Source organism: Variovorax sp. GW821-FHT09B05 (genome assembly GCF_059418265.1).
The window spans coordinates 15579-36727 of the sequence record NZ_JBWKPN010000031.1 but is presented as its reverse complement, the minus strand read 5'-3'; the positions used below and the strand labels follow the sequence as shown (position 1 = coordinate 36727).

The 21149-nt window shown below is 70.6% G+C and carries 22 protein-coding genes; 11 read left to right on the top strand and 11 right to left on the bottom strand.

Annotated elements, in window-relative coordinates:
- The coding region (locus AC07RM_RS40460; protein WP_495338067.1) for a DUF1631 domain-containing protein at positions 1 to 1658 on the top strand (1658 nt) is incomplete at its 5' end.
- A gap of 13 nt (positions 1659 to 1671) precedes the next feature.
- On the opposite strand, the gene AC07RM_RS40455 is transcribed toward AC07RM_RS40460, so the two are convergent.
- From AC07RM_RS40455 to AC07RM_RS40445, 3 genes are all read right to left on the bottom strand, one after another.
- Positions 1672 to 2190 (bottom strand): Smg family protein, encoded by a 519-nt coding sequence (locus AC07RM_RS40455; RefSeq protein ID WP_093351314.1) that lies wholly within the window; start codon positions 2188 to 2190, stop codon positions 1672 to 1674.
- Between the two features lie 127 nt (positions 2191 to 2317).
- The gene (dprA, locus tag AC07RM_RS40450; RefSeq protein WP_495338066.1) at positions 2318 to 3472 is read right to left on the bottom strand and encodes a DNA-processing protein DprA; all 1155 of its coding nucleotides are present in this window, start codon (positions 3470 to 3472) and stop codon (positions 2318 to 2320) included.
- Between the two features lie 16 nt (positions 3473 to 3488).
- The gene (locus AC07RM_RS40445; RefSeq protein ID WP_208512582.1) at positions 3489 to 4706 is read right to left on the bottom strand and encodes a LysM peptidoglycan-binding domain-containing protein; all 1218 of its coding nucleotides are present in this window, start codon (positions 4704 to 4706) and stop codon (positions 3489 to 3491) included.
- 160 nt (positions 4707 to 4866) lie between these two features.
- Between AC07RM_RS40445 and def the strand changes: the two genes are divergently transcribed.
- The 5 genes from def to AC07RM_RS40420 are packed head-to-tail and all read left to right on the top strand — an operon-like array spanning position 4867 to position 7934.
- On the top strand, positions 4867 to 5388 hold the full coding sequence (gene def / locus AC07RM_RS40440) for a peptide deformylase (RefSeq protein WP_093351307.1): 522 nt from the start codon (positions 4867 to 4869) through the stop codon (positions 5386 to 5388).
- An 18-nt stretch (positions 5389 to 5406) separates the two neighbouring features.
- A complete protein-coding gene (locus AC07RM_RS40435) occupies positions 5407 to 5895 on the top strand; it encodes a hypothetical protein (protein ID WP_495338065.1) in 489 nt (162 codons plus the stop codon).
- Positions 5892 to 6851: a methionyl-tRNA formyltransferase gene (gene fmt, locus AC07RM_RS40430; protein ID WP_495338064.1), complete on the top strand. Its 960-nt coding sequence runs from the start codon at positions 5892 to 5894 to the stop codon at positions 6849 to 6851. Before AC07RM_RS40435 ends, fmt begins: the two co-directional genes overlap by 4 nt.
- A 7-nt stretch (positions 6852 to 6858) precedes the next feature.
- Positions 6859 to 7599, top strand: a complete 741-nt coding sequence (locus tag AC07RM_RS40425) for an AzlC family ABC transporter permease (protein ID WP_093351299.1) — start codon at positions 6859 to 6861, stop codon at positions 7597 to 7599.
- Complete coding sequence (locus AC07RM_RS40420) at positions 7596 to 7934, top strand: AzlD domain-containing protein (protein WP_093351297.1); 339 nt, start codon at positions 7596 to 7598, stop codon at positions 7932 to 7934. Before AC07RM_RS40425 ends, AC07RM_RS40420 begins: the two co-directional genes overlap by 4 nt.
- Here AC07RM_RS40420 and AC07RM_RS40415 read toward each other — a convergent pair.
- From AC07RM_RS40415 to AC07RM_RS40385, 7 genes are all read right to left on the bottom strand, one after another.
- Entirely contained in the window at positions 7918 to 8862 is a 945-nt protein-coding gene (locus tag AC07RM_RS40415; RefSeq protein ID WP_495338063.1) for an NAD(P)-dependent oxidoreductase, read from the bottom strand. The genes AC07RM_RS40420 and AC07RM_RS40415 overlap by 17 nt on opposite strands.
- 35 nt (positions 8863 to 8897) lie before the next feature.
- Positions 8898 to 9881 (bottom strand): Bug family tripartite tricarboxylate transporter substrate binding protein, encoded by a 984-nt coding sequence (locus AC07RM_RS40410; protein WP_093351292.1) that lies wholly within the window; start codon positions 9879 to 9881, stop codon positions 8898 to 8900.
- Between the two features lie 93 nt (positions 9882 to 9974).
- Positions 9975 to 10949 carry an MBL fold metallo-hydrolase gene (locus AC07RM_RS40405; protein WP_261212859.1) on the bottom strand — a complete coding sequence of 325 codons (975 nt, stop codon included), beginning with the start codon at positions 10947 to 10949 and terminating at the stop codon, positions 9975 to 9977.
- Complete coding sequence (locus AC07RM_RS40400) at positions 10946 to 11155, bottom strand: DUF2783 domain-containing protein (RefSeq protein ID WP_261212860.1); 210 nt, start codon at positions 11153 to 11155, stop codon at positions 10946 to 10948. The genes AC07RM_RS40405 and AC07RM_RS40400 overlap by 4 nt, the downstream gene beginning before the upstream one ends.
- The gene (locus tag AC07RM_RS40395; RefSeq protein ID WP_495338062.1) at positions 11152 to 12813 is read right to left on the bottom strand and encodes an FAD-dependent monooxygenase; all 1662 of its coding nucleotides are present in this window, start codon (positions 12811 to 12813) and stop codon (positions 11152 to 11154) included. The genes AC07RM_RS40400 and AC07RM_RS40395 overlap by 4 nt, the downstream gene beginning before the upstream one ends.
- Positions 12814 to 12828: 15 nt before the next feature.
- Positions 12829 to 13950: an alpha/beta hydrolase family protein gene (locus AC07RM_RS40390; RefSeq protein ID WP_495338061.1), complete on the bottom strand. Its 1122-nt coding sequence runs from the start codon at positions 13948 to 13950 to the stop codon at positions 12829 to 12831.
- Complete coding sequence (locus AC07RM_RS40385) at positions 13943 to 14488, bottom strand: VOC family protein (protein WP_495338060.1); 546 nt, start codon at positions 14486 to 14488, stop codon at positions 13943 to 13945. The genes AC07RM_RS40390 and AC07RM_RS40385 overlap by 8 nt, the downstream gene beginning before the upstream one ends.
- Positions 14489 to 14594: 106 nt before the next feature.
- Between AC07RM_RS40385 and AC07RM_RS40380 the strand changes: the two genes are divergently transcribed.
- The 3 genes from AC07RM_RS40380 (at position 14595) to pyk (ending at position 18335) form a co-directional block, all read left to right on the top strand.
- On the top strand, positions 14595 to 15503 hold the full coding sequence (locus AC07RM_RS40380; RefSeq protein ID WP_431510758.1) for a LysR family transcriptional regulator: 909 nt from the start codon (positions 14595 to 14597) through the stop codon (positions 15501 to 15503).
- Between the two features lie 89 nt (positions 15504 to 15592).
- Positions 15593 to 16786, top strand: coding sequence for a phosphoglycerate kinase (locus AC07RM_RS40375; RefSeq protein WP_495338059.1), 1194 nt, complete (start codon positions 15593 to 15595; stop codon positions 16784 to 16786).
- A gap of 100 nt (positions 16787 to 16886) precedes the next feature.
- Positions 16887 to 18335, top strand: coding sequence for a pyruvate kinase (gene pyk, locus AC07RM_RS40370; RefSeq protein ID WP_093351273.1), 1449 nt, complete (start codon positions 16887 to 16889; stop codon positions 18333 to 18335).
- Positions 18336 to 18399: 64 nt separating this feature from the next.
- On the opposite strand, the gene AC07RM_RS40365 is transcribed toward pyk, so the two are convergent.
- On the bottom strand, positions 18400 to 19416 hold the full coding sequence (locus AC07RM_RS40365) for a 1-aminocyclopropane-1-carboxylate deaminase (protein WP_495338058.1): 1017 nt from the start codon (positions 19414 to 19416) through the stop codon (positions 18400 to 18402).
- A gap of 151 nt (positions 19417 to 19567) precedes the next feature.
- Between AC07RM_RS40365 and AC07RM_RS40360 the strand changes: the two genes are divergently transcribed.
- Both AC07RM_RS40360 and AC07RM_RS40355 read left to right on the top strand, forming a co-directional pair.
- Positions 19568 to 20107 carry an Lrp/AsnC family transcriptional regulator gene (locus tag AC07RM_RS40360; protein ID WP_093351268.1) on the top strand — a complete coding sequence of 180 codons (540 nt, stop codon included), beginning with the start codon at positions 19568 to 19570 and terminating at the stop codon, positions 20105 to 20107.
- Between the two features lie 82 nt (positions 20108 to 20189).
- Entirely contained in the window at positions 20190 to 21119 is a 930-nt protein-coding gene (locus tag AC07RM_RS40355; RefSeq protein ID WP_495338057.1) for an alpha/beta hydrolase, read from the top strand.
- Positions 21120 to 21149 lie beyond the last annotated feature (30 nt).

The following is a 21149-nucleotide window of genomic DNA, read 5'->3' as shown; positions in this document are numbered from 1 at the left end:
GCCATGCGGCGCCAGCCGGCGCGGCGGGGTCGACGGCGTCCGTGCCCGGCACGTTCCAGCGCGGCGGCGGCGCTGCGCCCGCCGGCGGTTCGCCGCTGGCCACGGCGCGCCAGCGCGCCCAGACCGCGCTGCTGAATCTCAAGCGCTTCGTCACCGGCCGCATCGGCGGCGACACCGGCAACAGCACGCAGCCGGCCTCGTCGATCGGCGTCGACGGCCGCGGCAGCGCCGGCGGCGTCGACTTCGGCGCACCGCGGCCTTTCTCGCGCACCTTCGCGGGCGCCATCGCCGACGCCGAGGCCGCCTACCGCGCGGCCGCCACCCAGTACCTGGAAGCCGCGGGCGAGCAGGCCACGATGATCCAGCAGAGCGCGGTCGACCTGCGCCGCCGCAGCACCGAACTCAAGAAGCGCGCGCCGACCACCGCCGACAAGGCCACGGTCGAGATCGTCGCGCTGATGTTCCAGGCCATCCTGGCCGAGGAGCGCATTCCGTTCTCGGCGCGCGTGTGGTTCGCGCGGCTGCAGATGCCGGTGCTGCGCGTGGCCATCGCCGAGCCCGAGTTCTTCGGCACGCTGCAGCATCCCGCGCGCATGCTGATCGACCGCATGGGTTCGTGCGTGATGGGCTTCGACGCGGCCGCGATCTCGGGCAGCGCGCTCGAGAACGAGATCAAGCGCGTGGTGCAGGTGATCGAGCAGTACCCCGAGACCGGGCAGCGCGTCTTCAAGCTGGTGTTCGACGAATTCGTCGCCTTCCTCAACCGCTACCTCACGCAGAGCGACACCGCGCAGCGCGTGATGAGCGTGGCGCAGCAGGTCGAGCAGAAGGAGACGATGGCGATCCAGTACACCATCGAGCTGCGCAAGATGCTCAACGACATGCCGGTGCGCGACGAGATCCGCGAGTTCCTGTTCAAGGTCTGGGCCGAGGTGCTGGCGATCGCCGCGCTGCGCTACGGCGGCCAGGACGAGCAGACCGTGACGCTCAAGCGCGCGGCTTCGGAACTGGTGTGGGCCGCGAGCGCCAAGCCCAGCCGCACCGACCGCGCGCGCGTGATCCAGGACCTGCCGCAGCTGCTGCAGCGCCTGCGCCAGGGCATGGCGCTGCTGGGCATCGTCGGCGAGCCGCAGGAGGCCTACATCAAGACCATCGGCGCGACGCTCTCCGATGCCTTCATGCTCAAGACCGAGGCCATCCCGCAGGCCAAGATCGAGGCCATGGCCGAGCGGCTGGCGCACCTCGAGGACTTCGTGAGCGACAGCGGCGGCGATGCCGACCTGCCGCTCGACGCCACCAACATCGAGCTGCTGCTGGGCGTGGACGCCAGCACCATCGAGGTCGTGGCCGACACGGCGGGAGCGCGCGCGACCGAGGACATGCTGGCCTGGGCCAACGAGCTGCAGGTGGGCACCTGGTTCATGCTCGACCACAACGACCGCGTGAGCCAGGTCCAGTTCGTCTGGCGCAGCGACCGCAAGCAGCTGCACCTGTTCGCCTCGGCCGACGGGCGCAGCTTCCTGATCCAGGCCGGGCGGCTCGCGTCCTACCTGCAGGCGGGCCTGCTGGTGCCGGCCGAGGAAGAGACGCTGACGGTGCGCGCCACGCGCGAGGCGCTCGCGAAGCTCGACGCGAATCCCGAGCGCTTGTTGAACTGAGGCGCCGAAAGGCTCAGTGCGCGAGCCGGCCTTCGTGGTTCTCGCAGAGCTCGTCGAGCACCAGCGCATCGGGCTCGATGCCGGTGCTCCAGTGCACCATCAGCACGATGATCTTGAGCTCGTCGAGCGCCACCGGCGCGCCGGGCGCGGCCATCGCGCGTTCGACGACGATCTCGCGCATGTCGCAGGGCAGCACGTTCGAGCCTTCGAGGAACTGGATGAAGCCCAGGCATTCGGCGCCCAGGTGCTCCTGCTCGGCCTGCGAATACACGCGCATCGAATCGGGCGACTGCGGCCGCGTGGCCTCGGCACTGCTGCGCAACGCGACCGTGACGCTGCGGCCCTCCTCGTCGTTGCGCGTGAGCTGCACGCCTTGCGTGGCGAGACTCAGGCCATCGAGCCATTGCAAGGCATCGCGTATCTCCTCGGCCTCGAAGCCGTGGGCGCTGAGCTTGCGGCTCAATTGTTCGGGTTCAGGGCAGGCATCGCTGCGCCAGTAGTTTTCGTAGACAAACACGAGCACTTCGAACATGGGCCCAATATAGCCCACGACGATGGATGCGGCGCGACGCGTGGTGCAAATGCAAGGATCGGCGTAAATACCGATGGCCGCTCGCGAGGCCGTGCGCGACGGTGGCGGGTGGTGCGCGTTCGTGCGCTCAGGCCGCGCCCATGCGCTGGAACAGCCCGCCCGGCAGGCGCGCGACCTGGCCCTCGAGTTCGAGCTCGAGCATGCGGGCCTGCAGCGCCGCGGCGCCCCAGCCGGTGCGCGCACCGAGTGCATCGAGACTCACCGGATCGAAACCCAGCGCCTCGAGCAACGGATCTCCGTGGTCCGTGCCGCCGGTCCACGGCCTGAAGGCGTCCGGCGATGGCTGCTGCGCGAGCGGCTGCAATTCCTCGAGGATGTCGGCCACCGACTCGACCAGCTTCGCGCCCTGGCGGATCAGCGCATGGCAGCCGCGCGACTGCGGCGAGTGGATCGAACCGGGGATCGCGAACACGTCCTTGCCCTGCTCGGAGGTGAGCCGCGCCGTGATCAGCGAGCCCGAGGCGAGCGCCGCCTCGACCACCAGCGTGCCGCGCGCGAGTCCCGCGATCAGCCGGTTGCGCTTCGGAAAGTTCTGCGTGAGCGGTGGCGTGCCGAGCAGGAACTCGCTCACGATCAGGCCTTGCTGCGTGATGCGCTGCGCGAGCTCGCGGTGCCGCGCCGGATAGACGCGGTCGAGCCCGGTGCCGACCACCGCCACCGTGGCGAGCCGCGGCCCGGCGCCCGCGGCATCGGCCGCATCGAGCGCGCCCTGGTGCGCGGCGCCGTCCACGCCGAGCGCCAGGCCCGAGATCACGGGCAGGCCGGCCTCGCCGAGCGCGCGCCCGAAGGCGCGTGCATTCGAGGCGCCCTGCGGCGTCGGGTTGCGGCTGCCGACCACGGCGAGGCTGTGGTCGAGCTGGGTCAGGTCGAAGGCTTCGGCGCCCAGCACGTGCAGCATCAGCGGCGGGTCGGCGGTCTCGAGCAGCGAGCGCGGATAGCCGGCATCGCCGAGCGTGACGATGCGGCGCATCACCGCGCCCTCGCCGTCCTCGCGCTGGCGCAGCCATAGCTGGGTCTGGTCGATCAGCGCCTGCAGGTTGGGCGGCATCTGTCGCAGCGCCGCGGCCTGGGCCTCGCTCACGACCTGCTGCAGCGCGGCCTCGGTCTGGGCGAATATGTCTGCGGGCAGGCCGAACGCGGCCAGCAGGCGACGGGCGGCGCCGTCGCCGATGCCCGGCGTCATCGACAGCCGCAGCCAGCCCGCGAGTTCTGCGCGGTCCACGCGGGAACCGGGTGGGTCAGGGGTTGACGATGAAGTCGCCGGCGCGCGGGGTGTCGTTGATTTCGAGCACCAGCGCGTACGAGACCTTCTCGAAGGGGCGGAACACCATCAGCAGGCCGATGCGTTCGTTCGGCAGCTTGATGGTTTCCTTCTTCTCGCCGGTGCGGTCGAGGATGGTCTCGCCGTTCTTGAGGATCGCCAGCACGTGGCCGCTGTCGATGCCGTCGCGCGTGCCCTTGTTGATGGCCACCACCTGGTTCTGCGCCGCGAACTGCACCGCGTTGCCGTAGACCGACACGATGCGGCCCTCGACCTGCGTGGAGGGCGCGCGCGGCGCGTAGCTCAGCAGCTGGCGCGGCGGCTCGGGCAGCAGGCGGTCGCCGGCGCGGATTTCCTCGCGCGCCGCGATCACGTCGACGGTGGCGGGCACGACCGTGATGTAGTCCTTGTCGTCCTTGGTCTCGACCGTGGTCGATTCGCCGCGCTGCAGCCGGACCTTGCCCAGGTACTGGGCTTCGTAGCCGAGGATCTCGCCGGTGCCGGGGTCCTTCAGCGGCGTGGCGTTGCGGAACACGCGGTAGTGCTGCAGCGGGCCCGGCACCTCGACCAGCGGCGAATCCTTCTCGCCGCGCGCATAGGCGCGGTCGCCGCGCGACAGCAGCACGCGGCTGTCGTTGCCAGCCACGATGCGCGGCGCGGCCTGCAGCGTGTTCTCGTCGACCACGATCGGCTCGCTGAGGAAGGGCTCGATCAGGCTCGGGTTGAGCGTGGGCAGCGCCATGCCGGACAGCGAGTCGAAACGGGTGCGCGGCGTCAGCTTGATGGTGCCGCCCTCGCCGCCGGCGCCGCGGCGCGTGGTGAGGCGGGCGCGGCCGCCGCTCTTGTCGAGGTAGAGCACCTGGCCCGGGTAGATGCGGTGCGGGTTCGCGATCTCGTTGATGTTCATGCCCCAGAGCTCGGGCCAGCGCCAGGGCCGCAGCAGGTACAGGCGCGAGATGGCCCAGAGGGTGTCGCCGGGCTTGACCGTGTACTCGTCGGGCGCGTTGGGTGCCAGCTCGCTCAGCGGCACGCCGGCCTGGGCGGTCTGCTGGGCCGTGGCGCGTTGCTGGGCGGTGATCGGATAATTCTGCGCCCAGGCCGCCGTGGTGCCGACGCCACCTGCCGCAACGACCGCGAGGACTGCCAGGGAGGCGGAGAGGTTCGTGCGGCGGGCCGGGGTTGGGAGCTTTTTCATGTCTGGATGGGTGAGCGCACGACGTATCGTGGCGCATACGAATCTCACAATTTGCTACGAATTCTGGCGCCAAGCCCCCGGAAGGGCAACGTTTATCCGGCAAACGCGCGGCCCGCGGCCGCCGAATTGGCGAAAATAGCCACAACTTCCCCCCGATTTCATGGCCAAACGAATCATTCTGAGTTACCCGGACAAGCGCCTGCACACGGTGGCCAAGCCCGTGCAGGGCGTGGACGCGCGCATCAAGACCCTGGTCGCCGACATGCTCGAGACCATGTACGACGCCAATGGCATCGGTCTGGCCGCGACCCAGGTCAACGTGCACGAACGGATCGTGGTCATCGACGTCTCCGAGGAGCGCGACCAGCCGCTGGTGCTGATCAACCCCGAGATCACCTGGGCCAGCGACGAGAAGGTCATCAACGAGGAAGGCTGCCTCTCGGTGCCCGGCATCTACGACGGCGTCGAGCGTTCGACCGCGGTCAAGGTGCAGGCGCTCGACCTCGACGGCGAGCTGCGCAGCATCGAGGCCGACGGCCTGCTGGCCGTGTGCATCCAGCACGAGCTCGATCACCTGCTGGGCAAGGTCTTCGTCGAATACCTGTCGCCGCTCAAGCGCAACCGCATCAAGAACAAGCTGCTCAAGCAGCAGCGCGAGGACGTGCGCGAAGGCAGGGCCTGACCGATGGCCGTTGGTGCCTTGACCCGCCTGCCCCTTCTTTGCGCCGCCGTCCTGCTGGTGCTCGTCGGTTGCGCCAGCGAACCCACCCGCATCGTCCCCGGCACCTCGGCCGCCGAAACCCTGCAGCGCCTGGGCGAGCCCACGGGCCGCTATCCGCTGAATGGCGGCGGCGAGCGGCTGCAGTACTCGCGCACGCCGGCCGGCTTCGAGGTCACCGACATCGACCTCGATGCCGCCGGCAAGGTGGTCTCGGTGACCCAGGTGCTCGACGAGCGCCGCTTCGACCACGACATCCAGGTCGACAAGTGGCGCCAGAACGACGTCATGGCCTTCTACGGCCGCCCCTATGAGATCCGCCGCGTGACCTCCTTCGACGGCAATGTCTGGACCTGGCGCTACAAGTCGGTGAACGAGCGCCGCCTGCTCCACATCTACATCGACCCCGCCGGCGTGGTGCGGCGCTACCACACGGGCGACGACCTCGACTTCGATCGGCTGCGCCGGTGAGCCCGTTGCGCGTCGTTTTCGCGGGCACGCCCGAGTTCGCGCGCGTCGCGCTGGAGGCCATCGCGGCCGCCGGCCACGACGTGGCGCTGGTGCTGACCCAGCCCGACCGCCCGGCCGGCCGCGGCATGAAGCTGCAGGCCTCGCCGGTCAAGCAGTGCGCGCTGGCCAAGGGCTGGCCCGTGGCGCAGCCGCGCAGCCTGCGGCTGGACGGCAAGTACCCCGACGAGGCCGCCGCCGCGCGCGAGGCCCTGCTGGCGGCCGGTGCCGACGTGATGGTGGTCGCGGCCTACGGCCTGATCCTGCCGCAGTGGGTGCTCGACCTGCCGCGCCTGGGCTGCCTCAACATCCACGCCAGCCTGTTGCCGCGCTGGCGCGGCGCCGCGCCGATCCACCGCGCCATCGAGGCCGGCGACGCGCGCACCGGCATCACGATCATGCAGATGGACGCCGGCCTCGACACCGGCGACATGCTGTCGGTCGAGGCGCTCGAGATCGGCGAGGACAACACCGCCCGCCTGCACGACCGGCTGGCCGCGCTCGGCGGCCGCATGATCGTCGAGGCGCTGGCCGGCGCCGCCGAGGGCCGGCTGGTGCGCACGCCGCAGCCGGCCGAGGGCGTGACCTACGCCAACAAGGTCGAGAAGCAGGAAGCGCTGATCGACTGGCAGCGGCCCGCCGCCGAGATCGTGCGCCGCATCCGCGCCTTCGATCCCTTCCCCGGCGCCAACAGCCCGCTCGAGAACGAGACCATCAAGCTCTGGGCCGCGCATGCCGTGGCCGGCACGGTGTCGGACGCGCCCGGCACCATCCTCGCGGTGACCGGCGACGGCATCGCGGTGGCGGCCGCCGATGCGGTCGTGACCGTCACCGAGCTCCAGCGGCCGGGCGGCAAGCGCCTGGGCGTCGCCGATTTCCTGCGCGGCTTCGACCTGAAGACCGGCCAGGTGTTCGGGTGAGCGCCTGATGTTCCTGTCGGCCGCCATCCGGCGCCGCCCGCAGTTCCGCGTGGGCGTGCGCGACATGACCCCCGTGGCGCTGGGCATCGGCGCCTGGGGCCTGATGACCGGCGTGGCCATGGTCAAGTCGAACATGAGCGTGCTCGAGGCCGTGGCGATGACCCTGCTGGTCTACGCGGGCAGCTCGCAGCTCGCGGCCATTCCGCTGCTGTTCGCGGGCGCGCCGGCCTGGGTGATCTTGGCGACCGGCTTCTGCGTCAACCTGCGTTTCGTGGTCTTCAGCCTGCACCTGCGGCCCTACCTGATGCACATGCCGCGCTGGCGCCGCATGCTGCACGGCTACCTCACGGCCGACATGAGCTATGCGCTGTTCACGAAGCAGTACCCGGCGCCGCCGGTCACCGACGAGGAACGGCTCGCGCAGGAGGCCTACCTCACGGGCAACTACGCCGTGACCTGGTGCGCCTGGATGGGCATGAGCCTCCTGGGCATCGCGCTGGCCAACCTGATCCCGCAGAGCTGGGGCCTGGGCTTCGCGGGCGTGCTGAGCCTGGTGGCGATCGTCTGCTCGATGGCCACGACGCGGCTGCGCATCCTCGCGGCGCTGATCGCGGGCGCCACGGCGGTGGCGGCCTATGCGCTGCCGCTCAAGCTCAACATCGTGGTCGCCATCGGCGTGGCCGTGCTGCTGTGCTTCTGGCTCGAGAAGCAGTTCGGCCTCGACCCCGAGGCGGAGGACGACAAGTGAAGGGCGAGACCGACTTCTGGACGCTCGCCGTGATCGTCGGCCTGGCCGGCGTCACCGTGCTCACGCGCTGTTTCTTCTTCATCCTCGACCGGCCCTGGGGCCTGCCCGAGTGGGCGCACCGCGCGCTGCACTACGCGCCGGCCGCCGCGCTGGCCGGCGTGATCGCGCCCGAGATCGTGATGACGCAGGGCCACCTGATCACCTCGCTGCACGACGCGCGCATCTACGCGACCGTGGTCGGCGCGGCCTACTACTACTGGCGCCGCGGCGTGCTCGGCACCATGCTGGCCGGCATGGCGGTGTACCTGCCGCTGCACCTCATCTGGGGCTGGTAGCCGAGCGGATCTCGGTGCCGGCCTCGGTCTCGACCCAGCGCACCAGCTCGCTCACGCTCACGCCGGGTCCGCGCGCCGCATCGGCCCGCTGCCACAGCCGGCGGCCCTCCTCGCTGATCGGCGCCGGCATGCCGAGCTCGCGCGCCAGGTCGACCGCGATGCCCATGTCCTTGAGCATCAGCTCGAGCTTGAACGGATCGTCGAAGCTGCGGCTGATCACGCGCTGGTGGATGTGCGTGCGCGTGATCCACGAGCCGCCCGTGGCCTCGTTGAGCACGTCGGTCATCACGGCCGGATCGAGCCCGGCGCGGGTGCCGATCGCCAGCCCCTCGGCCGTGGCCGTGAGCGTGACGGCGGTGATCAGGTTGTTGAGGCACTTCATGGTGTGGCCGGCGCCGAGCGCGCCCACGTGGAACACCGCGCGGCCCATCGCGTCGAGCAGCGGGCGCGCGCGCGCCACGTCGTCCGGCGCGCCGCCGACCATGAACACCAGCTCGGCCGCCTGCGCGCCCCAGGCCGCGCCAGAAACCGGCGCGTCGACCATCGCGATGCCGCCTTCGGCCAGCCGCGCCGCGGTCTCGCGCGTGATCCACGGTTCGGCCGAGGAGGTGTCGAGCAGCAGGCCGCCGCGCGCCCAGCCCGCGAGCAGGCCGTCGTCGGCGAACACCACCTCGCGCACCACGCGGCCGTTGGGCAGCATGGTCACGATGACGTCGCTGTGCGCCGCCACCTCGCGCAGGCTGGCGCGCGCCGTGATGCCGGGCTGCGATTCGGCGAGCCGCTGCGCCGCGCCGGGCGCGAGGTCGTAGGCCGAGACCGCGTGGCCGGCGCGCGCGAGGTGGCCGGCCATGGGCGCGCCCATGACGCCGAGGCCGATGAAGCCGACGCGCTCGCGCGCGGTCGAAGCGGGGGATGGTTCGTTGGACATGAGTGAAAGCGGAAGCGGTCGGATGAAAAGGGTGCTCAGTCGAGCTGCACGCCCGAGGTCTTGATGACCTGGCCCCAGTACGCGCTCTGAGAACGCGCCATCTCCTGGAACTCCTTCGGCGTACCGGGCAGCGCCTCGAAGCCGAACTCGCTGAACACCTGCTGGATGCGCGGCGTCTGCAGCGCCTTGTGCAACTCGGCGTTGAGCCGGTTCACCACCTCGGGCGGCATGCCGGCCGGGCCGATCAGGCCATGGAAAGCGAAGGCGTTGACCTCCGGATAGCCGAGCTCGGCGAAGGTCGGCACCTCGGGCAGGCCCTTGGCGCGCTGCGGCAGCGCGATCGCCAGCGCGCGCAGCTTGCCGGTCTTGAGGTAGGGCAGCGCGGCCGTGAGGTCGAGCATCATCATCGGCACCTGGCCGCCCATGATGTCCTGCAGCGCCGGCGCGCCGCCCTTGTAGGCCACGTGCGTGATCGACAGGCCGGCCTTCTGCTTGAACAGCTCCATCGCCATGTGGTGCGGCGTGCCGATGCCGGGCGAGGCGTAGTTGGTCTTGTCGCCGTTGGCCTTCACGTAGGCGACGAAGTCCTTGAGGGTCTTGGCCTGGAAGTCGGGCCGCACCACCAGCGCCAGCGGAATGCGGCCGATGGCGCCGATGTAGGTGAAGTCGCTCGCGGGCTTGTAGGGCAGCTTGGCGAACATGTGCTCGTTGAACAGCAGCGCCGCGTTCTCGGCCTGCATGATCGTGTAGCCGTCGGGCTTCGACTGCATCAGCAGGCCGACCGCGATGTTGGTCGAGGCACCGGGGCGGTTGTCGATCACCACCGGCTGGCCCAGCGAGGGCTGCATCGCGTCGGCGAGCTGGCGCGCGATGTTGTCGGTGCCGCCGCCCGCGGCATAGGGCACCAGCCACTTGATCGGCTGGTTCGGATAGGGCCCGCTCTGGGCCGACGCGAGGCTGGCGCCGGCCAGCGCGAAGGCGGCGAGCACGGGGGCGATCAGGGGCAGGAAGCGCTTCATCGGTTTGTCTCCGGGGTGGTTTTCTTCAGGGAAATCGGTGCGGCGGCGCGCGCCTTCCTCGTCGCGGGAAGATCGCGCGCCGCGCGCGGCGGCTTACGCGTGCAGCGTCTGCCAGAGTTCGCGGTCGCGCTCGGCGGTCCACACCACCGGGTGCTCGATGCCGCGCAGCTCGTCGTAGGCGCGCGAGACGTCGAAGGGCAGCACGTGCTGGAACACCGGCCACTGGCCGAAGCGCGGCTTCATCGCAGCCTCGGCGCGCGCGAAGCAGCCCTTGAGCGCCTCGCCCGCGGCGATGCCGGCGCGCACGCTGTCGAGCAGGGTCGAGAGGAAGGCCTTGGTCAGGTCGATCGCCTCGGCGCAGGCGGCCTCGTCCTGCAGCACCGCGCCGCGGCCCGGCACCAGCACGCGCGGGCGCAGCGCGCGCACCGCGTCGAGCGTGCCGGCCCAGTCGCCGATGTAGGCGTCGCCCGCGTACACGCCGCAGTGGTTCTCGACCACGTCGCCCGAGAACAGCAGGCCGCAATCGGGCAGCCAGGCGACGGTGTCGCCGCTCGAATGGCCGCGGCCCAGCGCCATCAGCCGCAGCTCGCGGCCGGTGCCCGGGCGCGGGCCGAGCCACAGGCTCATCTCGTTCTGGAAACTCAGCGTCGGCCAGGTCAGGCCCGGGATCTCCTCGAGGCCCGCGAACAGGCGCGGGAAGCGGCCCACTTCCGAATCGAAGTCGGCCTGGCCGCGCGTGCGGATCCAGTCGAGCGTGCCCGCGCTCGCGACGATCTGCTCGACTTCGTCGAAGGCGCTCGCGCCCATCACGCGCACCGCGTGATAGTGGGTCAGCACGATGGTCCGGATCGGCTTGTCGGTCACCGTGCGGATGGCCGCGAGGAAGTCGCGCGCCATGCGCGGCGTGGGGCGGGTGTCGATCAGCACCACCTGCTCGTCGCCGACCACGAAGCCGCAGTTGGGATCGAAGTCGCTGATGTAGCCGAAGGCACCGGGCGCGAGCTCGCGCAGCTGCGGCTTCTGCTCGCGGGTGTCGGAGGCGGAGGCGAAGGAAACGTTGGCGGTCATGCGGGGTGGGGGCTCGTGGAGTGTTCTTCTTCGGCGGCCGCGCGGATGCAGTCCAGCAGCACCGCCTGGTCGGCGCACTGGTTGGCCAGCAGCAGCACGAGGCGGGCGTTGAGGTCGGCGCTCTGCGCTTCGCTGCGTCCTTCGTGCGCGGCCAGCAGCGCGGCATAGAAGCCGTCGGGATCGGGGATGCGGAGTTCGGTGTTCATGGCGCGGGATCGAGGGCAAGGGCGAGGGCGGTGCGGACGGCGTCGGCGATGGCCTCCGGCGTGGCCTGCGCGAGCACGCGGGCGCGGTAGGCATCGGGGCGCACCAGCACGAAGCTGCCGGGCTCGCCCGCGCCGACATGGGCCGCGAGCCGGTCGTCGGGCTGCAGCGCGGGCAGGCCGTGGTCGGTGCCACCGACCGCGAGCAGGCGCAGCGGCAGTCCCGCCGTCGCATCGAGCGCGGCCCGCGCCGCATCCGCCGTCGGCGCGAACCACAGGCCGATGCAGCGCGTGTCCTCGGCCAGCAGCTGCATCAGCGTGGTCTCGCGGCCGTCGGCCCGGCGCAGCGGCAGGTTCTGCACCGTGCGGCCGCCCGCGGGCAGCTGCGGCGCGGTGGGGTAGTCGTTGGCGACCGACATGCGCCCGGTGTTCACCAGGGCGCGCGCGAACGGAAAGCGCGCGGCCAGTGCGACCACGGCGCGGCGCAGCGTGTGCTCGGCCGGCGAGCGCGGCGCGAGGAAACGCGCCGAGCGGCTCGTGACCTGCAGGTTCTCGCGCGCGGCCGGCTGGCGCTCGGCGTCGTAGCTGTCGAGCAGCGCGTCGCTGGCCTGGCCCTGTGCCACCAGCGCGAGCTTCCAGCCGAGGTTGGCCGCGTCCTGGATGCCGCTGTTGCCGCCGCGCGCGCCAAAGGGACTCACCACGTGCGCGGCATCGCCGATGAAGAACACGCGGCCATGGCGGAAGCGCTCGAGCAGGTGGTCGCGGTAGCCGTAGGGGCCGATCCAGACGAACTCGAACTCCACGCCCGGCCCGAGCTGCTCGCGCAGCCGCGCGCCCGCCACCTCGGGCCGGCTGATGTAGGCGGTGTCGCAGTCCTCGGGCATCTGGTAGTCGATGCGCCAGACGCCGTCGGCCATCAGGTGCTGCCAGACGCCGCGGCCCTCGTTGAAGGGCGCGTCGACCCAGGTCCAGCGCTCGGTCGGCAGCGGCTTGCGAAAGCGCACGTCGCTGATGCACCAGCGGTCGGTGCTGCGCGAGGCATGGGCCTCGATGCCGAGGCCGGTGCGGATCGCGCTGTTGGCGCCGGTGGCGTCGATCAGCCGGTCGGCCTCGATCGTGTAGCGGCCCGCGGGCGTCTCGACCTCGAGGCGCACGCCGTCGGCGATCGGTTCGACGCGCGTCACGCGGCTCTTCCAGCGCACGTCGGTCAGGCCGAGCTCGAGGATGCGCTCGACCAGGAACCACTCGATGTAGAACTGCTGCAGGTTGATGAAGGGCGGCTGCCGCGAGACGCTGGCCGTCTGCAGGTTGAAGTTGTAGACCTCCTCTTCGCCCGAGAAGGTGCGCCCGAAGGACCAGGTGATGCCCTTGGCCGCGATGCGCTCGAAGATGCCCAGGCGCTCGAAGATCTCCAGGCTCTTCTGCGCATAGCAGATGCCGCGCGAGGAGGCGCCGCGCACGCCGACGGTGTCGTCCTCGTCGAGCAGCACGGCGCGCACGCCGCGCTGCGCGAGGTCGCAGGCCAGCGTGAGGCCCGAGGGGCCGGCGCCGACGATCACGAGCGGGTGGCGCACCACCTGGCCGCTGGCCAGCTCGGGCGGCGGCACGAAGGGCCAGCTCGGCAGTTCGTAGGCGGGCGCGAAAGCGAATTGTTCTTCCATGGCTTGCCTGCGTGACTAGAGCGAATGCGCGAACTCGGCGATCGCGTCGGCGGCCTGCGGCACCAGCGCCGGCTGGCCCGCGAGGTAGTGGTTGCCGCCGACGATGTCGACGTTGCGGATGCGCGCGCCGCCCGCGGCCAGCCAGGCATCGCGCGTGCTCGGGAAGGTCGACTGGTCGCCGGTGTAGGTCAGCAGCAGCTTGGGCACCGTGGTGCGCGCGAGGTTGGTGGGACCGTCGGCCTGCGAGCGCGAGGACCACTGCGACAGGAAGGCCGTGAGCGAGGTGGTGCGGCCCATCGCGTTGGCCGAGTAGTTGACCTGGCGCGCATCGCCCCAGACGCTGCCGGGCAGGCGGTCGTTGGGATCGAGCGAGAGGTCGACGCAGCGCGGATCGGCATGGGTGCGGTAGACGATGAAGGTCTGGTCGCGCGGCGCGCCCTCGGTGCCGCGCAGCAGCGCGAGCCGATCGAGGCACCACTGCTCGATGCGCGCGAGCCGCGCCTGCTGCGCGGCGGAGAAGCGCGCGAGGAAGTCGGCGTCGTAGGGCACGCGGTGGCGCGCGTCGTACATGTCGAGTTCGGGGTCCACCGACAGCGGGTCATGCTCGTCGGTGACCGAGGGATCGATCCAGTCGCGCATCAGCCGCGTGCGGCCCAGGTGCGCGGCGCACAGCGCGATGCCGTCGACCGGCGGCAGGTCGCCGGGGTGCAGGTGGGTGGGGTCGCCGTCGGCGAAGTGCGTGGCCGTGAGCCGCTCGGCCTGCGCCTGGTAGAAGGCCGCGAGCGCGGCGCCGCCCGAGTTGCCGACCAGGAACACCTTCTCGTAGCCGGCCGCGCGCAGGTACTGCACGCCGGCGCCCAGGTCCTGGATCGCGCGCTCCATCAGCAGCACCGTGTCGTTGCCGACGTAGCGCGAATTGAGCCCCATGCAGCAGATGCCGCGCTCGGCCAGCGGCGCGATCAGGTAGTGGCCCATGAAGTTGCTGGTGGGATGCATCACGATCGCCGCGATGCGCTTCGGACCCGCGGGCGCGCGGTAGGCGCCGTAGATGCGCGGGCGCAGCATCTGCAGGCCCGACTGGCTCTCGAGCGCCGCGCCCGGCTTGACGTCGATGACGGCGAGTTGCAGTTCAGGCATCGGCCGTGCCTTTCGCTGCCAGCAGCTGCGCCTTGCGCGCGGTCCAGGCGTCGAGGTCGGCATGGGCGCGCAGCGCGTGCGCGTCCATCTCGGCCTGCGGCACGGTCGGCGTGGTCAGCTCCACGCGGATGCCGTTGGGGTCGAAGAAGTAGATCGACTCGATGATGTGGTGGTCGGTGATGCCCAGCACCTCGACGCCCGCGGCCTCGAGCCGGGCCTTGGCGGCCAGCAGGTCGGGCACGCCGTCCACGCGCAGCGCGATGTGGTTGACCCACGAGGGCGTGTTGGGCGAGGGCAGCGCGGCGACGTCGTCGCCGAGGTCGAAGAAGGCGATGAAGGAGCCGTCGCGCATCCGGAAGAAGATGTGGACGTAGGGGCAGTACTCGCCGGTGCTCGGCACGTGGTCGCTCTTGATCACGTGCACCAGCGGCAGGCCGAGCAGGTCCTCGTAGAAGCGGCGGGTTTCCTCGCTGTCGCGGCAGCGCCAGGCGAAATGGTGCAGGCCCCGGATCGGGGGCGCGGCGGATGGGGTCGGCATCGGGCTTGTCTCCGGGACGGCCATCGGGGCCGTCCGAGCCGGTATTGGGCGATGGCTGGACCTATGATGCAATCGAAATTAATTCATCGATTGATGAAATAGTCATATGAATCTGACCTTGCGCCAGTTGCGCGCCTTCGCCGCCGTCGCCGAGACCGGCAGCTTCACCGCCGCGGCCCAGCAGCTGCACCTGACGCAGTCGGCGCTCAGCGTGCTGGTGCGCGAGCTCGAGCGCGAGATGGGCGTGCAGCTGCTCGACCGCCACACGCGGCGCGTGCTGCTGTCGGAGGCCGGGCGCGAGTTCCTGCCCTCGGTGCACCGGCTGCTCGGCGACCTCGCGGGCGCGGTGGCCGGCGTGACCGAGCTGCGCGACAAGAAGAAGGGCCTGCTGCGGCTGGCCGCGCCGCAGCTCATGGCCTGCACGCTGATGCCGCGCGTGATCGCCGTGTACCGCGCGCAATACCCCGACGTGGAGGTGCGGCTGGCCGACACCCTGCCCGAGCACCTGCTCGACGGCATCCTCGCGGGCGAGGTCGAGCTGGCCGTGGGGCAGGACCTCGAGGTCGACCCGGCGCTGATCGAGCGCCGCACGCTGCTGCGCGACCGCCACTGGCTGATCTGCCCGCCCGGCCATGCCTTCGAGGGGCGGCGCAAGGTGCGCTGGGCCGAGCTCGCGCCCTACACCTTCATCGCGCCCACGCGCGACTTCCGCCAGCGCGTGCTGCCCGAGCTCGCGAGCGCCGAGCGCGCCTGGATGCAGCGCCCCGGCACCCAGGAGGTGTCGTACATGACGACCGCGCTCGGCATGGTGGCCTCGGGGCTCGGGCTGACCGTGTGCCCGACCTATTCGGCGCCGCTGGTACAGGCGCACGGGCTGCGCATGGTGCGGCTGGAGGCGCCCGACTTCCACCGCGAGGTCTGCGTCTACGGCGCGGCGCGGCGTTCGCTGTCGCCCGCGGCGGCCAGCTTCGTGCAGATTCTGGAGCGCTTCGCGAGCGAGCGAAGCGACGCCTGAAAAGCATCGGCCGGCGTCACGAGACGCACAGTCGCGCAGTGAGGCCCTACCTACAATGCGGGGCGACCCGTATCCATCCCATCCAGACCATGAACGTTCTTCGATTCACCGACCTCTGTGCCCAGGGCAAAGCCGCCGGCCAGCGCGTCTTCATCCGTGCCGACCTCAACGTGCCGCAGGACGATGCCGGCCACATCACCGAGGACACCCGCATCCGCGCCTCGGTGCCCTGCATCCAGCTGGCCCTCGACGCCGGCGCCGCGGTGATGGTCACCTCGCACCTGGGCCGCCCGACCGAGGGCGAGTTCAAGCCCGAGGATTCGCTGGCGCCGGTCGCCCAGCGCCTGGGCGAGCTGCTGGGCCGCGAGGTGCCGCTGGTCGCGAACTGGGTCGACGGCGTCGACGTGAAGCCGGGCCAGGTCGTGCTGCTCGAGAACTGCCGCCTCAACAAGGGCGAGAAGAAGAACGACGAGGCGCTCGCGCGCAAGCTCGCTGCGCTGACCGACATCTACGTCAACGACGCCTTCGGCACCGCGCACCGCGCCGAGGCCACCACCTACGGCATCGCGCAGTTCGCCAAGGTGGCGAGCGCCGGCCCGCTGCTGGCGGCCGAGATCGACGCCATCACCAAGGCGCTGGCCCAGCCCAAGCGCCCGCTGGTGGCGATCGTCGCGGGCTCCAAGGTCAGCACCAAGCTCACGATCCTGCAGAGCCTGTCGGCCAACGTCGACCAGCTGATCGTCGGCGGCGGCATCGCCAACACCTTCCTGCTCGCGGCCGGCCTGAAGATCGGCAAGTCGCTGGCCGAGCCCGACCTGGTCGACCAGGCGAAGTCGGTGATCGAATCGATGCGTGCGCGCGGCGCCGACGTGCCGATCCCGGTCGACGTGGTCACGGCCAAGACCTTCGCGGCCGACGCGCCCGCCACCGTCAAGGCGGCCAGCGAGGTGGCCGACGACGACCTGATCCTCGACATCGGCCCGAAGACGGCCGCGCAACTGGCCGCGCAACTGCGCGAGGCCGGCACCATCGTCTGGAACGGCCCGGTGGGCGTGTTCGAGTTCGACGCCTTCGCGGGCGGCACCAAGGCCATCGCCCAGGCGATCGCCGAGAGCAGCGCGTTCTCGATCGCCGGCGGCGGCGACACCCTCGCGGCGATCGCCAAGTACGGCATCGAGAAGGACGTGGGCTACATCTCGACCGGCGGCGGCGCCTTCCTCGAGGTGCTGGAGGGCAAGACCCTGCCGGCCTTCGAGATCCTGGCCAAGCGCGCCGCGGGCTGAGAGCGCGGAAGGATCGCGCGGATTCCATCGATCCGCGTGGTGTCTTCCACGCGACACATAAATTGTATACAGTAGCGGATACAAAAACGGAGATAGATCCATGAGCACCGACCGCCTTCCCCGCCACGCCACCAAGATCGTCGCCACGCTCGGCCCCGCGTCGAGCACGCCCGAGCTGCTCGAGCAGATGATCATCCACAAGGTGAGCGTGGTCCGGCTCAACTTCAGCCACGGGACGGCGCAGGACCACATCGACCGCGCCACCATGGTCCGCGAGGCGGCGCGCAAGGCCGGCCGCGAGGTCGCGATCATGGCCGACCTGCAGGGCCCGAAGATCCGCGTGGGCAAGTTCGCGCAGGGCAAGATCTGGCTCGAGCCGGGCGCGAAGTTCGTGCTCGACGCCTCGCGCACCGAGCCCGGCGACATCGATGCCGTGGGCCTCGACTACAAGGACCTGCCGCGCGACGTGCGCGCCGGCGACCGGCTGCTGCTCAACGACGGCCTGATCGTGCTGGTGGTCGACGCCGTGCGCGGCGAGGCGGTGCACACCACCGTCAAGCTCGGCGGCGAGCTCTCGAACAACAAGGGCATCAACAAGCAGGGCGGCGGCCTCACGGCGCCGGCGCTCACGGCCAAGGACATGGAGGACATCAAGACCGCGATGAGCTTCCAGGCCGACTACGTGGCCGTGAGCTTCCCGAAGAACGCGACCGACATGGAAATGGCGCGCCAGCTGTGCAACGTGGCGGCCGCCGAATACGGCCACAAGCCCGGGCTGATCGCGAAGATCGAGCGCGCCGAGGCGATCCCCCGGCTCGAGGAAATCCTGCGCGCCAGCGACGGCATCATGGTCGCGCGCGGCGACCTCGCGGTCGAGGTCGGCAATGCCGCGGTGCCGGCACTGCAGAAGAGGATGATCCGCATGGCGCGCGAGATGGACAAGGTGGCGATCACCGCGACCCAGATGATGGAGTCGATGATCACCAACCCCGTGCCCACGCGCGCCGAGGTCAGCGACGTGGCGAACGCGGTGCTCGACGGCACCGATGCCGTGATGCTCTCGGCCGAGACCGCCTCGGGCCGCTACCCGCTCGAGACCGTGCAGGAGATGAGCCGCATCTGCGAGGCCGCCGAGGCCGCCGAAGACAAGCAGCTCGACGCCGACTTCAGCGGCCAGTCCTATGCGCGCATCGACCAGTCGATCGCCATGGGCGCGCTGTTCACCGCGCACCACCTGGGCGCCAAGGCCATCGTCGCGCTGACCGAGTCGGGCTCGACCCCGCTGTGGATGAGCCGCCACCGCGCCCACATCCCGATGTACGCACTGACCTCGCGCCTGGCCACGCAGCGCAAGATGGCGCTCTACCGCAACGTGCGCCCGCTGCTGATGGATTCGGAGAGCGACCGCGACACCGCGCTCGAGCAGGCCGAGGCGCATCTGAAGAAGCGCGGCATCGTGCAGAGCGGCGACGTCTACGCGATCACCTGCGGCGAGCCGATGGGCGCGCCGGGCGGCACCAACATGCTGAAGATCTGCCGCGCGAGCTGATCCGCGCGCTCTGAAAGACAAAGGCCGGCGCATGCCGGCCTTTCTTCCTGGCGCCGGCGTCCGGTCAGCCGTTGCGGAACAGGAAGCTGTAGGCGTTGAGCGCCGGCACGCCGCCCAGGTGCGCATAGAGCACCTTCGAGCCGGCCGGGAATTCGCCCAGGCGCACCTTCTCGATCATCCCGTGCATCGACTTGCCCTCGTACACCGGGTCGGTCAGCATGCCCTCGAAGCGCGCGCTCAGGCGGATCGCCTCCAGCGTGCCCTCGTTCGGCAGGCCGTACTCGGGGCCGCCGAAGCGGCGGTCGAGCACCACGTCCTTCTCGGTGATGTTGCGGCCCAGCTCGATCAGCTCGGCCGTGTTGCGCGCGATGCGCAGGATCTGCTCGAAGGTCTGCTGCGGCTTGGCCGAGGCGTCGATGCCGATCACGCGGTCGGCCCGGCCGTCGGCCGCGAAGCCCGCCACCATGCCGGCCTGCGTGCTGCCCGTGACCGAGCAGACCACGATGTAGTCGAACTTGAAGCCGAGCTCGGCCTCCTGCTGGCGCACTTCCTCGGCGAAGCCCACGAAGCCCAGCCCGCCCAGCGGATGCTCGGAGCAGCCCGCGGGAATCGGGAACGGCTTGCCGCCGGCCTGGCGCACGCTGTCCATCGCGTCCTCCCAGCTCTGGCGGATGCCGATGTCGAAGCCGGCCGCGTCGAGCCGCACGTCGGCGCCGAGGATGCGCGACATCTCGATGTTGCCCACGCGGTCGTACACCGCGTCGGAGTAGTTGACCCAGTTCTCCTGCACCAGCACGCACTTCAGGCCCAGGTGCGCGGCCACCGCGGCCACCTGCCGGGTCTGGTTCGACTGGATGCCGCCGATCGACACCAGCGTGTCGTAGCCGCCCTCGAGCGCCTCGGGGATCAGGTACTCGAGCTTGCGCGTCTTGTTGCCGCCGAAGGCGAGGCCGCTGTTGCAGTCCTCGCGCTTCGCATAGAGCTCGACCTTGCCGCCGAGGTGGGCGCTCAGGCGCTGGAGCGGATGGATCGGCGTCGGGCCGAAGGTCAGCACGTGGCGGGGGAATTTCTTCAGGTTCATCGGCAAGACTCCAGGGTGAAGCACAGGGGAAGGGCGATGAAGCCGATGGTAGGAAGAAGGCCGAGCAACAGGGTTGCAAAATTCGGTGGCATCGCAAACCAAAAGAAATCAAGATGCGGGGATCGAAGCTATTTAATGCGCCAAAGCCGCCATGAGCACAACAAAATTGCGTTCCTCGCCTGCGCGTTCCGCCAAGCCGCAGCAGGCCCCCACGCCCGCCGTTTCGGCGGCCGCCGCGCTCGACCGCACCGATCGCGCGATCCTGCGCGCGCTGCAGCGCGACGCCTCGATGTCCAACGTCGCGCTGGCCGCCAAGGTCAGCCTCAGCGCGCCGGCCTGCCTGCGCCGCGTCGAGCGGCTCAAGGCCTCGGGACTGATCAAGGGCGTGGTCGCGCTGCTCGATGCGCAGGCGCTCGACATGGGCATGCTGGTGATGATCGGCGTGGTGCTCGACCGCTCCACGCCCGACTCCTTCGCCGACTTCGAGAAGGCCGCGCAGAAGGTCTCGGGCTGCCTCGAGTGCCATGTGGTCACGGGCGAGTTCGACTACTTCATGCTCGTGCGCACGCGCGACAACGACAGCTTCAACCGGCTGCATGCCGAGCAGCTGCTCTACCTGCCGGGCGTGCGGCAGATCCGGACCTTCGTGGTGCTCAAGCAGGTGCTGTCGACCACACAGCTGCCTCTCTGACACGCGGCGCGCGCGCCATGCGCTGCAATCGGCGCTTCGTCGCGCCGCGAAACCGGCGCCCCTTCCCGCGCGTACCCCTTCGATGACCTTTCCCGTCCTTGCGTCGCTTCGCCGGCGCCGCCGTGCCCTGTCCACCGCCCTGGGCGTCGCCGCGGCCACCGCGCTCGCGGCCTGCTCGCCGATCAAGCTGCTCAACGGCCTGGTGCCCACCGACACCTACCAGTTCCAGGGCGACATCGCCTACGGACCCGCGCCGCGCCAGCAGCTCGACGTCTACCAGCCATTGCCCGACACCGCGCCCGCGCGCGGCCGGCGGCCGCTGGTGGTGTTCTTCTTCGGCGGCACCTGGAGCACCGGCGACCGCGCGAGCTACCGCTTCCTCGGCGAGGCGCTGGCCGCGCGCGGCGCGGTGGTGGTGGTGCCCGACTACGGCCTCTCGCCGCGCCATACCTATCCGGTGTTCGTGCGCGACAGCGCGCTGGCGGTGAAATGGGCGCTCGACAACGCGGCCCAGCTCGGCGCCGACCCGAAGCAGGTCTACGTGATGGGCCACAGCTCGGGCGGCTACAACGCGGCCATGGTCGCGCTCGACGGCCGCTGGCTCGGCGAGCTCGGCGCCAGTCCGCGCCAGCTCGCGGGCTGGATCGGGTTGGCCGGGCCCTACGACTTCCTGCCCATCGGCGATCCGCAGACCCGCGTCGCCTTCGACTGGCCGCGCACGCCGACCGATTCGCAGCCGCTCGCCCACGTCACGCCGGGCGCGCCGCGCACGCTGCTGATGGCCGCGGCCAAGGACAACCTGGTCTACCCCGAGCGCAACACCCTGCCGATGGCCGCCGCGCTGCGCGCCGCGGGCGTGCCGGTCGAGGTTCGCGTGTTCGACAACCTGAGCCACGTCACGCTGATGGGCGCATTCGGCAAGCCCATCCAGTGGCTGGGCGGACCGGTGCTGCCGCCCGTGGTCGATTTCCTCGGGTTGCCGTCAGTCCCGTCCCACAAGGGCCCTCGGTAGAATCGCGGCAGTTTTCTCTCGTCTTCTCCC